We start from the raw sequence: 11,593 nt of genomic DNA on the forward strand, positions 1-11,593 counted from the left end.
CTTCTCCTGTATCAGGGCGCCACCGACACAAGGGACAACGCCCCCTGCACCAGAACCGCCGCTACGACCCCGTAAACCGCCAACCACAGCCGCCGTTCGACCCGCTCTTGGCTGGCCTCGATGCGCCCCAACCGGTATTCCAGCGCGGCCCAGCGCTCTTCGGCGACGCGCTCATTGGCGTCGATCCGTGCATGGGCCACCTCGAACGGCGCATAGAGGTATTTGGACCCGCTGCGTGCGGGCTCGGCGCTCATTCCTCGTCGGGCTGTCGCGGCAGCCCCAACAGCGCCCGTTTCTCTCCAACCGTCAGGAAATCCGCCTCCGACACGCGCCGCCACTGCGCCTCGCGCTCGGACGCCAGCGCGGGCACCTGATCCAGATCGGGACGCAGCTCGACCCGCTCACCGCTGTGACGCGACAGGAACTCGGAAATCGCCGCCGTCACCCGCGCTGCCATCGGCAAAACCGTCAGACGATAGAACGCGCGGTTGGCCTCTTGGTAATTGGCATAGGTCGCATCGCCGGGAATGCCCAACAACATGGGCGGCACCCCGAATGCGATTGCAATCTCGCGCGCGGCCGCCTCTTTGGTCTTCTGGAACTCCATATCCGAGGGCGAGAACCCCATGGGTTTCCAGTCCAACCCGCCTTCAAGCAGCATCGGACGCCCCGCGTTCACCGCCCCCTGATGATAGGACGCCATCTCGTCCTGCAGGCGGGCGTATTGCTCCTCGCTCAGGCTCGCTTGCCCGTCCTGCCCGCGATAGACAATCGCCCCCGACGGGCGCGCCGCATTGTCCAGCAACGCCTTAGACCAGCGCGACGCCGAATTGTGCACGTCAAACGCAACCGCCGCCGCCTGCATCGGCGACAACCCGTAATGATCGTCCTGCGGGTGGAAACTCTTGATATGACAGACCGGCAAGGCCCCGTCCCGCAAATCGAACCGGTGCTTGCGCCCGCCCACCGCATACTCATAGGCAATCGGCCAGCCATCCGCACCCGGCACAACCGACATCCGGTCAGACCGCAACACGTGTAACTCAATGGGCAACACATCCTCGCCCCCCACGGCCTCCAGATACCCGTCCCCGCTGAGCAGCAGCTGACCATACAGGGCCTCGAGCAACTCCGCCCGCCCCTGCGCCCCGTTGGGCCGCGCGATCAGGTCCAGAACGGGATGCATGTCATAGCGGCGCATCTCATCCTGACAGACCAACGGCAAGGCCGCCGCCGCCTCGGCAATCAGCTTGACCGCCCGAAACCCGACCGGATTGGAACTGAACCCGCTCTTGGTCAGAGACACCGTATCGCGCGGGCTCCATGCCACACGCCCCATTTGCCCCCACGCCACGACCGGCCCGGTCGCACTGGCCTTTTTCTCGGGCACGTCCGGCGCCGCGCGCCGAAACATCGTCCAAACCATGTCCTTGCTCCTTTTCCGTCCGACACAGCATAAAACCCGCCCAAAACCCTTTGGACGGGCCCAGACCCTGCAACCGGCCTGTCTTCATCTTGGTCTAAATACTCATGCCCCCATCAGGGCCGGGCGCGCCTATAGGGTCCTGACGCGCGGCCGCTGCCACGTGGCCGAGGGCGCAATCATCGCGTCGAAAATCGCCCAGACCAACGCATCCACGCGGTCGGGACTGCCCTTGCCCTGGAACCCCTGCGCCGTCATCTGGCACATCTGGTCCTCAAGCTCGCCCAGCCCCGCCGCATGGGCAATCCGCCCCTGCTCATAGAGGGCCGCCACAGGCTCGGCGCGGGCGATCTTGCCCCGACTGGCCCGCACGGCGCGATAGGGGATCATCGGATCGATCTGGCGCAACACGCTCTCGACCAGATCCCCGCCTTGGTTCACCTCAGCCACCAACCGGTCGCCCCCATGCCGGCGCAGCGCGTCAATCGCCGCCTCGGCCCAAGCACTGGGGGACGACGCCACGACCGAGGCATCCTCGATCACCACAGCGCGCCAATCCTGCGGCGCACCTTGGGTGGTAACGCCCACCACCACGATCCCGCAGGCATCCGATCCCGCGTGCCCCGTGACGGGCGGGTCCACCGCCACCACAACGCGATCAAAGGCGGGCAGCTCTTTCACCCGACCGGCCTCAAGCTGCGCCGTGCTCCACAGCGCGCCCTCGGCATCCTCCAACATCAACCCGTCCAGCTCTTGGCGCCCCTGACGCGTCCCGCCATAGCGCGTACGCACCTCCTCCAGAAACGAGGCCGCCAGATAGGCGCGGTTCGCTTCGGTCGGGGCATGGGTCGACACCGTGCTCGGCGCGTCCAACAGAGTGCGCAGAACACCGACGTTCTTGGGCGTTGTCGTCACGACCTGCTGGGGGTTCACCCCAAGACGCAGACCGAACTGCAACATGTCCCACGTGTCCTGCCCCTTTTTCCACTTGGCCAGCTCGTCCACCCAGGCCGCATCGAATTGCGGCCCGCGCAACGCCTCTGGCTCATGCGCCGAAAACACCTGCGCCACCGCGCCATTGGGCCAGACCAACCGGCGGCGGGTGGCTTCCCAGCGCGGGCGACGGTCGGGCGGCGAGCAGGCCAGAATGCCGCTCTCGCCAAACACCATCACCTCACGCGCCTGATCAAAGGTTTCCCCGACCAAGGCCACCCGCCGAGCACGCCCCACATCCATCGGGCGCGAGCCCTCGACCTGACTGCGCACCCATTCGGCACCGGCGCGGGTTTTCCCCGCGCCGCGCCCACCCAGAATGACCCAGCTGCGCCACTGTCCTTCGGGGGGCAATTGGTGCGGCAGGGCCCAGAACTCGAAAATATACGGCAGCGCCAGCAAAGACGCCTCATCCAGATCCGCCAGAAAGGCCTTCTGTTCCTCGGGCGTCGCGCAGGCAAGCAAGTCTGCGCCCGATCTCAACCCGTGCGGCGTCAAAGTCGAGGGCATATCCCCCCGCGCCTCCGGTCTCTGACTTGATACGTTTTTCAACTTTGGCCCTTTCATCAAAGGCGGTTTGCAACGCTTTGCCCATCTCACCCAGGGCGCCGCGCAGTTCCTTGGCGCGGGCCGTCTGGCCCGCACGTACCTCGTTAATGATGTCGTCAACTGCGGCGATCGTCCGTTCGAAATGCCGCTCGGCCGCTGCAAGCAATTCTTGCGCGGCCGGATCACCCCCTTGGGGGACAGTCACAGTCATATGGTTAAGCCTGCCCTCTCATGCCGTCCGCACGAGCGAAATGAAAAAGCGGCAACCGGGGGTACCGGCGCCGCTTGGCCACTTCTTCTAGCTTGCCCGAAGGTATACTCTGGACCGTTCGAAAGGTCAAGAAGTTTATTATTAACAAAGGGTTAACAGGACCCTAACAGACATCCACACGCCTTATTCCATTGGGCAAACCGCGAAAAACCCGCCCAAAAGAAAAGGGCCGCCCCAACGGGACGGCCCTTATAATCGGTAGAGATGGACGATTATTCGTCGTCCGATGCCTCTTCCTGCTCTTCGACGGCTTCTGCCAGATCGTCGTCATCCGACGCGGCCGACCCGATGTCGTCAAACAGTTCAGCGATTTCGAATTCAGCTTCGGCCTCGGCTTCGGCGGCCAGTTCCTGAATCGATTTGCCCGAGGCTTGCAGTTCAGCTTCTTCGGTCGAACGTGCAACGTTCAGCTCGATCGAAGCTTCAACTTCGGGGTGCAGGCGCACGGTTACTGCGTGCAGGCCCAGATCTTTGATCGGCGCGGTCAGAACGACCTGCTTGCGATCAACGCTAAAGCCAGCTTCGGTTGCGGCGTCTGCTGCGTCGCGGGTCGAAACCGAACCGTACAGAGCGCCCGAATCCGATGCCGAGCGAATCACGATGAACTGCTGTCCATCCAGTTTCGCGGCCAGATCTTCAGCCTCTTTCTTGGTTTCAAGGTTACGTGCTTCCAGCTGGGCCTTTTGGTCCTCGAACGCTTTCACGTTCACCTCGTTGGCGCGCAGAGCTTTGCCTTGGGGCAGAAGGAAGTTACGGGCATAGCCCTCTTTGACCGACACGACGTCGCCCATTTGGCCCAGTTTGGCCACGCGTTCCAGAAGGATGATATCCATGATCAGAACTCCTTACTTCACGGCGTAGGGAAGCAGAGCCAGAAAGCGGGCGCGCTTGATAGCACGGGCCAGCTCACGCTGCTTCTTGGCCGAAACGGCGGTGATGCGCGAGGGCACGATTTTGCCGCGCTCAGAGATGTAGCGCTGCAGAAGACGGGTGTCTTTGTAGTCGATTTTCGGTGCGTTATCACCCGAGAACGGGCACACCTTGCGACGACGGAAAAACGGTTTAGCTGCCATTGGTTACAGTCCTTTTTCTCAGCTTGCGATCAACGGCGCTCGCGGCGGTCGCCACGTTCGTCGCGCTTTTGCATCTGTACCGACGGGCCTTCAGCGTGCTCGTCGACCTTGATGGTCAGAACGCGCATAACGTCGTCGTGCAGGCGCATCAGGCGTTCCATTTCCTGAACGGCGGGCGACGGTGCGTCCGACTTCAGGAAGGCATAGTGGCCCTTGCGGTTTTTGTTGATCTTGTAGGCCATCGTTTTGACGCCCCAGTACTCGCTCTCAACGACTTTACCACCGTTGTCTGCCAGTACAGCCGAGAAGTGCTCAACCAGACCTTCGGCCTGCGCGTTGGACAGATCCTGACGCGCAATGAAAACATGCTCATACAGCGGCATGTGATCTCCAGTTCTATTTTCAGACGCATTTCATAGAGCGGGTAATCCCTTCGCTCCCGCTCACGAGAGGCTGCGCCGGTTCAATCAAGTGCGCGAAGAGATGCGCCCTTATACACAGGTGCCGGTCGGATGCAAGCGTTTGGGCCTCCGCCGCACACTGTGCATACGCGACCTGTCCGTCTGTGTGAATGCGAACAGATTTTGTTCGAGATCAGCGAATTGCCGCACCGAAGAATGTAGTGACATTTCGAACATGTCTTTTCATCTCAACCGGAGATCCTTTATGAAATCGCTTCTTGCTTCGACCGCTCTGATGCTGGCCGCCATTCCGGCCCACGCCGAAGCCGTCAAATACACCATCGACCCCGGCCACGCACAGGTTCTGTTCTCGTTCAACCACCTGGGCTTCTCGGAAATCTTTGGTATGTTCTCGGGCTTTACCGGCGACATCGCGTTCGACAAAGAGCATCCCGAAAACTCGACCGTTTCGGTGAGCATGCCCGTCAAATCGATGATCACCGGCTTCCCGGCACGTTTCGACCACTTTATGTCGCCTGACTTCTTTGACGCCACCGACGACGAAATGGTCAGCTTTGTGTCGACCGGCATCGAAGTCACCGGTGAAAACACCGCCCTGATCACCGGCGACTTTACCCTGAACGGCGTGACCAAGCCCGTTGTTCTGGACGCTGTCCTGAACCAAGCAGGCATGCACCCGATCGAGAACAAGGAATGGGCTGGCTTTGACGCCACCACCACCCTGCTGCGTTCGGAATACAACCTCGGTGCTTTCGTTCCCTACATCCCCGACGAAATCCCCGTTTCGATCTCGATCGAGGCGATGATCGCCGAATAATCGGTGGGCTAGCCGCCACTCACACATGTACCGCGAACGCCCGGCCCTTTTGGTCGGGCGTTTTCGTTAGGACAGTTTGCGCACGCTGTCGCCCACGGCGATGTCGCCATCCGTGATGACCCGCGCATAAACCCCGCGCAACCGGTGCTCCTTGCCCGCGCCGGTGTTCACGAACAGGCAGGCATCGCGCCCATAGCGGTCGATGAACTGCTGACACCCGTTATGGGGCATTTCCGTCACCACGAATTCGGCAGAGCCAATCGCGAACCGCGTGCCCGGCGGCATATTGGCGGGCGTCAGGTCCATATCGATGAACAGGTTGTCCCCCGCCGGTGCCCATGTCGCCAGATCATCCCCCGCAATCGCGCGGATACAGGCCGACATCATGATACAGACACTGGCGTTCACATCGCCCGATCCGTCCTCATTCACATAGCCCGACCCGCGGATCCAGTGATCCCCCGGCAGGCCCTCGGGACCGTTGACCGCGATCCGGTCGGGCATCTCGCGCAGGCCCGCATCGGGGCGCACAACGATCAAATCCAACCGCCCCGCGTCCTTGGGCGACGCCAGTATGTCGGGCAGACGTTCGCCCAGCGCCTCAAGGCTCTGGAATGTGGCGGGATCAATCGCGGGATCGGGCATGGGGCACCTGCAAACAATATCGCCGCTACGGTATCAGCGCCCCATATAAAAACAAGGGCGGCCCGATGGACCGCCCCGTTCGATGCATTTGACACCTTATATTAGCTCTCAGGCGTGCGCGTCGCGGTGACGTCGATTGTGACCGTTACGCCAAAGCCCACCGTGCCCTCATCGGGGTACTTTTCCCCGATGTTAAAGTCGCGACGATCCAGCGCGACCTGACCGACCGCATGGGCCGTGTCGCCCTCAAGCGTCAGATCAAACGGCATCTCGACCGGCACCGTCGCACCGGCAAGGGACAATTCCCCCACCGCCAGATACGCGCCCGCCTCTGCCGGAACCAGATCGGCGGTAAAGGTCGCGACGGGATGCGCCTCGGCCTGCATGAAATCGGGGCCAATCGCCTGCGATGTCACCGAGCCAAGGGTCAGGCTGTCGACCGCGATGCTGACCTCGGCGCGGCCATGGCTGCCCTCGACGGGGGTCTCGACGAATTCGATCACGGCGGACCATTGGCCGAACTGTCCGCTGACCTCGCTGTTCAACTGCTGAACCGCGATCCCGATACTGCCCTCCTGGACGGTCCAAGGGCTGGGCGCGGCGGTCAGTTGGGTCGTGCCGCCCTCACGCGCATCGCCGCCCGACAGACCCAGAACCGTCGCGACGACCAAGGCCACCGCATAAACCGCGAGACCAGCCACGGCACCGGATTTCGGATGATGCCCCATGCCTGCGGCGTCACTGGCCCCGAACCACATCCGGCGCAGCGTGGCGTCCTTGTCGATCACATGGTGTTTGATCGCGCCCAGTATGTGCAGGATCAGGGACCCGATCAGAACCTTGGTCAGCACCCAATGCCACGCACCAAACACATGCGAGACAGCCTCGGATTTCGGCACGAACGGCAGGGATTGCCCGAACGGCCACCAGATCGGCGCGAACCCGTCCGTTGCCGCGTGGTGCAACCACCCCGACAGCGGCACCAGAACGATCGACAGATAGAGCAGCCAGTGCACCAGCGTCGCCAGAAACGCCTCGGCCTTTTTATCGCTGTGCAACAGACCCGGGCGCACCTGTGTCAGCGCCCAGAGGATCCGCGCCAGCGCGACAAAGAACACCAGAACGCCCAGCGTCTTGTGCACCGAAAACACCTGCGCCTTGAGGGCGAGGGCCTCACCCGTGTCATAGGGCAGTTCCTCGGCAATGATCCCCAGCGGGATCAGGGTCAAAATCAAAAGGGCCGTGGCCCAGTGGAAAAACTTGGCTACCTCACCATAGGCGGTGGGCGAATTCGCTGCGGGCATCTGCCTGCCTCCGTCAAAATGCTTTGGCCCGATCCTACCGCCCCCCGCCCCCAAAACAATTTCAACGCACGCACGGAATATGTGCGCAAAACGCAGGGATCATTGTGCGAAAATTTTACAACTGGGCCGCGAAATGGGTCCGAACCTGCCCCATTCCCACCACTTTTCGTTGCAAATCTGGTGTCCACAACCGCAACAGAGGTGCCACAATGGCCCAGTCCAACTATGCAACATTCGACGTATCACGCACCGCCTCGCGCGGCTGGGTGAGCATGTGCGAAACCGAGTGGGGCTATATCGTGCGCTCGGACACCAAGGTCAGCCGCCGCTCGGCCACGATCGAACGGATGTGTGGCTTGACCGGCTTGGCCTTTCTGGCCGCTGTGTCCGCCCAATGGATGATCCCGATGGTGAACGCGGCAACGCCCATTGCGCTCAGCGTCTCGAAAACCGCCGCCTCGGTTGGTTTGTTCATGCCCGCGCTGATGTTCCTGTGGATTTCCGAACGCGGACTGGCGCGCGAGGTTCAGATCGATACCGAACGCCGCAGCCTGCGCATCTGTGCCGTCAACCGCAAAGGTGTCAGCCGCACCCTGCGCGATCTGCCCTTTGACTCGATCAAAACCGCCTACATCAAAAAGGTCGGCTCCCTGTCGCAACTGTTCCTGCGCGTGTCGGGACAGAAACAGGCGATCCATATCGCCAACGGCAGTGACGTCACCCTGCGCGAGGTGCACAAACGCCTGAACCTCGAATTGGGCCCGGTCAAAACCCAGATGCAGGGCTGGTCCCGCGTGGGTCGCCGCCTGCGCCCCATGGCCACCGCCTAAGCCCCGCCGGCACAAGCACACTGCGCCGATCTGGACCGACCCGCGTTTGGTTGATACTGAACGACAGGCAACAGACAGGCGCAGCACATGCTTAAACGGTTTTTTCCGTCCAAACTGATCAGTCGGATCGCAGTGGCGCCGCGCCCTGCCCTGCCGGATCGTGCGGGTCTGGCCATCGTGTTGGTCGTGCGAAACGAGGCACGCCATATCGCCGAATGGGCCGATTTCCACCGCCGCGCCGGTGTCGCCCATATCTATACCTATGACGATGGATCGACCGACGGCACGCCCGATATCCTGCGCGAGACCTTGGGCGATCAGGTCACGATCACCCCATGGCACCAACGCCTGCGCGACGCGGACCAAGGCATGGAGGTTCACAATCAGGTTCTGGCCTATGCCCATGCGGTGTCGAACTATGGCCCGCGCCACCGCTGGATGGCGCCCATTGATGCCGACGAGTTTCTGATCCCGACGCGGGCCAATAGCGTCGACGCCGCGCTGGCCCCTTTGACCGACTGTCCGGCGATTTCCCTGCCGTGGCACAATTTCGGACGCAATGGCCATGATGCGCCCCCCGAAGGCGGGGTTCTGGCCAATTATACCAAACGCGCGGCCCGTCCCCTGTCGGGTGTGCGCGGCGTGACCAATTTCAAAACCATCTTTGATCCCGCCCGTATTCGCGCCCTACACGTGCACAGCGTCGAAACCGATCTGGGGCGCGATGTGTTCAATGACGCGGGCGCGCGCTTTGCCCTGCGCGACCGGACCACGCCCGCGTTCTATTCGACCGACGCGATACAGCTGAACCACTATTACACCCGCTCGGAACAGGAACTGGCGGCCAAGATCGCGCGCGGATCGAACAAATCGGTCGAGGCAGACAAGCACGCCCGACGCGTGCGCCGCAACGTCGCCAATATCGAGGCCGAGCAGGTCACGGATACCGCCGCCCAATCCTTTTTGGCCCGCATCGCACCCTAGGTGTTCCTTTCCCTTGTTTCGCGGGTTTTCAGCCGCTATGCCCTGTCAAAACCATTAAGGGGGGCACGATGAGCCGAGCTTTTGTTTTTCCGGGCCAAGGGGCGCAAACCATCGGGATGGGCAAGGCCCTTGCCGACGCATATCCCGCCGCCAAAGCCGTTTTCGACGAGGTGGATGAGGCACTGGGCGAAAGCCTGAGCGCGCTGATCTGGGAGGGGGAGCAAGACACCCTGACCCTGACGCAAAACGCCCAGCCCGCGCTGATGGCGACCTCGCTGGCCGCGATGCGCGCGCTTGAGGCCGAGGGCGTCACCATTTCCGCCGCCACCTATGTCGCCGGTCACAGCCTTGGGGAATACTCGGCCCTTGCCGCCGCAGGTGCCCTGTCGATTTCCGATGCCGCGCGTCTGTTGCGCATCCGTGGTGAGGCGATGCAGGCCGCCGTCCCCGTTGGCGAGGGCGCGATGGCCGCGCTGCTGGGTCTGGACTTTGCCGCCGCTGACAAGATCGCCAAACAGGCCGCTGCCGACACCGGTGCCGTCTGTCAGGCCGCCAATGACAACGACCCCTCGCAGGTTGTGATCTCGGGCGCGGCTGCTGCGGTTGAGCACGCCACGGGCCTTGCCCGTGAGGCCGGTGCGAAACGCGCGGTGATGCTGCCCGTGTCCGCACCGTTCCATTGCACCCTGATGGAACCCGCCGCCCGTCGCATGGCCGAGGCGCTGGCCGAGGTCACGATTAACGCCCCCGCCGTTCCGGTCGTGGCCAACGTTCTGGCCCATGACGTCAGCGACGCCGCCGCCATCCGCGATCTGCTGGTGGAACAGGTGACCCATTCCGTGCGCTGGCGGGAATCGGTTCTGTGGATGGCCGGTCAGGGCATCACCGAAATCTGGGAAATCGGCGCGGGCAAGGCCCTGTCGGGGATGATCCGCCGGATCGACAAATCCATCGCCTGCAAGGCGGTCGGCGCCCCCGATGACGTCACCGCCGCCGCCGCAAGTTTGTCTTAAGGAGTTACCCCAATGTTTGATTTGACCGGCAAAGCCGCATTGATCACTGGTGCCTCGGGTGGCATCGGCGGCGCAATCGCCAAGGCCCTGCACGAACAAGGCGCGACCGTGGGCCTGTCTGGTACCCGCGTTGAACCGCTTGAGGCGCTGGCCGCCGAACTGGGTGAGCGCGCGCATGTGCTGCCCTGCAACCTTGGCGATGACGAGGCGCTTGCCGCCCTGCCCAAGGACGCCATCGCCGCCATGGGCAGCCTCGACATTCTGGTGAACAACGCCGGTGTGACGCGCGACAACCTGTTCATGCGCATGTCCGATGACGAATGGAACACCGTGCTGAACGTGAACCTTGGCGCCGCGATGAAGCTGTGCCGTGGCGTGATGCGTCCGATGATGAAATCCCGCTGGGGCCGCATCATCAACATCACCTCGGTCGTCGGGGCCACGGGCAACGCCGGTCAGGCCAACTATGCCGCCGCCAAGGCCGGTCTGGTGGGCATGTCCAAATCGCTGGCCTATGAGGTCGCAAGCCGTGGCATCACCGTGAACTGTGTCGCGCCCGGTTTCATCACCACCGCGATGACGGACAAGCTGAACGATGACCAGAAATCCGGCATCCTGACGCAGGTTCCCGCCGGTCGCATGGGCGATCCGGTTGAGATCGCCTCGGCGGTTGCTTATCTGGCCAGCACAGAGGCCTCCTATGTCACCGGTGCCACGCTGCACGTCAACGGCGGCATGGCGATGTTCTAATCCCTGCGCCGCCGAAGTGGCACAAAGCGTTTGCGTTGGCATTGCTTTGTGCTATAGGCGGCGCAGATTTCGTTGCTGAGGCCATTTTGGGCTTGGCTTTACTGCGGTCCATTGGGCCAAACCAGAACGCGGGCAATGCGCCCGAGACCAATGAGGAATTGATATGAGCGACATCGCAGATCGCGTCAAAAAGATCGTCGTCGAGCACCTGGACGTTGAAGAAGACAAAGTCACTGAAAACGCTTCGTTCATCGACGACCTGGGCGCAGACAGCCTGGACACCGTTGAGCTGGTTATGGCCTTCGAAGAAGAGTTCGGCATCGAGATCCCCGATGACGCCGCCGAGACCATCCAGACCTTTGGCGACGCAGTGAAATTCATCACTGAAGCTTCCTAAGTTTTAGATCCATCCGGATCAACGAAACGGCGCCCCCTGCGGGCGCCGTTTTTGTTTGTGCGGTTGCCCCTGCCCCGCGATGCGCCCGTGACCCGCATCTCTGTGGCCTGCACAACGAAAAA

General features: G+C 62.4%; 15 protein-coding genes. 6 read left to right on the plus strand and 9 right to left on the minus strand.

Translation table 11 applies throughout. The features are described 5' to 3' along the window. Window positions 1-11: 11 nt before the first annotated feature. The 7 genes from R1W00_RS00885 to rpsF all read right to left on the minus strand — a co-directional run bounded on the left by R1W00_RS00885 (window position 12) and on the right by rpsF (window position 4,692). A complete protein-coding gene (locus R1W00_RS00885; protein ID WP_317260829.1) occupies window positions 12-254 on the minus strand; it encodes a hypothetical protein in 243 nt (80 codons plus the stop codon). Next, entirely contained in the window at window positions 251-1,426 is a 1,176-nt protein-coding gene (locus R1W00_RS00890) for a phage portal protein (RefSeq protein ID WP_317260830.1), read from the minus strand. Before R1W00_RS00890 ends, R1W00_RS00885 begins: the two co-directional genes overlap by 4 nt. 129 nt (window positions 1,427-1,555) lie before the next feature. Then, window positions 1,556-2,926, minus strand: coding sequence for a DNA-packaging protein (locus R1W00_RS00895; protein ID WP_317260831.1), 1,371 nt, complete (start codon window positions 2,924-2,926; stop codon window positions 1,556-1,558). After that, window positions 2,826-3,176 carry a hypothetical protein gene (locus tag R1W00_RS00900; protein ID WP_317260832.1) on the minus strand — a complete coding sequence of 117 codons (351 nt, stop codon included), beginning with the start codon at window positions 3,174-3,176 and terminating at the stop codon, window positions 2,826-2,828. Before R1W00_RS00900 ends, R1W00_RS00895 begins: the two co-directional genes overlap by 101 nt. A 272-nt stretch (window positions 3,177-3,448) precedes the next feature. Then, on the minus strand, window positions 3,449-4,069 hold the full coding sequence (gene rplI / locus R1W00_RS00905) for a 50S ribosomal protein L9 (protein ID WP_317260833.1): 621 nt from the start codon (window positions 4,067-4,069) through the stop codon (window positions 3,449-3,451). A 12-nt stretch (window positions 4,070-4,081) separates the two neighbouring features. Next, window positions 4,082-4,309 (minus strand): 30S ribosomal protein S18, encoded by a 228-nt coding sequence (gene rpsR / locus R1W00_RS00910; protein ID WP_005982441.1) that lies wholly within the window; start codon window positions 4,307-4,309, stop codon window positions 4,082-4,084. A 29-nt stretch (window positions 4,310-4,338) separates the two neighbouring features. Next, on the minus strand, window positions 4,339-4,692 hold the full coding sequence (gene rpsF, locus R1W00_RS00915) for a 30S ribosomal protein S6 (protein WP_317260834.1): 354 nt from the start codon (window positions 4,690-4,692) through the stop codon (window positions 4,339-4,341). A 283-nt stretch (window positions 4,693-4,975) separates the two neighbouring features. On the opposite strand from rpsF, the gene R1W00_RS00920 reads away from it, so the two are divergent. After that, the gene (locus tag R1W00_RS00920) at window positions 4,976-5,548 is read left to right on the plus strand and encodes a YceI family protein (RefSeq protein ID WP_317260835.1); all 573 of its coding nucleotides are present in this window, start codon (window positions 4,976-4,978) and stop codon (window positions 5,546-5,548) included. Between the two features lie 66 nt (window positions 5,549-5,614). On the opposite strand, the gene R1W00_RS00925 is transcribed toward R1W00_RS00920, so the two are convergent. Next, window positions 5,615-6,193 carry an MOSC domain-containing protein gene (locus R1W00_RS00925; RefSeq protein ID WP_317260836.1) on the minus strand — a complete coding sequence of 193 codons (579 nt, stop codon included), beginning with the start codon at window positions 6,191-6,193 and terminating at the stop codon, window positions 5,615-5,617. Between the two features lie 101 nt (window positions 6,194-6,294). Next, on the minus strand, window positions 6,295-7,497 hold the full coding sequence (locus R1W00_RS00930; RefSeq protein ID WP_317260837.1) for a cytochrome b/b6 domain-containing protein: 1,203 nt from the start codon (window positions 7,495-7,497) through the stop codon (window positions 6,295-6,297). 209 nt (window positions 7,498-7,706) lie between these two features. Here R1W00_RS00930 and R1W00_RS00935 point away from each other — a divergent pair, with 209 nt between their 5' ends. The 5 genes from R1W00_RS00935 to R1W00_RS00955 all read left to right on the plus strand — a co-directional run bounded on the left by R1W00_RS00935 (window position 7,707) and on the right by R1W00_RS00955 (window position 11,471). Then, window positions 7,707-8,327, plus strand: coding sequence for a hypothetical protein (locus tag R1W00_RS00935; RefSeq protein WP_317260838.1), 621 nt, complete (start codon window positions 7,707-7,709; stop codon window positions 8,325-8,327). Between the two features lie 87 nt (window positions 8,328-8,414). Then, on the plus strand, window positions 8,415-9,311 hold the full coding sequence (locus tag R1W00_RS00940; RefSeq protein ID WP_317260839.1) for a glycosyltransferase family 92 protein: 897 nt from the start codon (window positions 8,415-8,417) through the stop codon (window positions 9,309-9,311). A 68-nt stretch (window positions 9,312-9,379) separates the two neighbouring features. Then, window positions 9,380-10,324 (plus strand): ACP S-malonyltransferase, encoded by a 945-nt coding sequence (gene fabD / locus R1W00_RS00945; protein ID WP_317260840.1) that lies wholly within the window; start codon window positions 9,380-9,382, stop codon window positions 10,322-10,324. Between the two features lie 12 nt (window positions 10,325-10,336). After that, window positions 10,337-11,074, plus strand: a complete 738-nt coding sequence (gene fabG / locus R1W00_RS00950) for a 3-oxoacyl-[acyl-carrier-protein] reductase (RefSeq protein ID WP_317260841.1) — start codon at window positions 10,337-10,339, stop codon at window positions 11,072-11,074. 163 nt (window positions 11,075-11,237) lie between these two features. Continuing rightward, on the plus strand, window positions 11,238-11,471 hold the full coding sequence (locus R1W00_RS00955) for an acyl carrier protein (RefSeq protein WP_317260842.1): 234 nt from the start codon (window positions 11,238-11,240) through the stop codon (window positions 11,469-11,471). Window positions 11,472-11,593: the final 122 nt, after the last annotated feature.

The organism is Rhodovulum sp. FJ3, assembly GCF_032918305.1.
Taxonomy (GTDB): domain Bacteria; phylum Pseudomonadota; class Alphaproteobacteria; order Rhodobacterales; family Rhodobacteraceae; genus SAT37.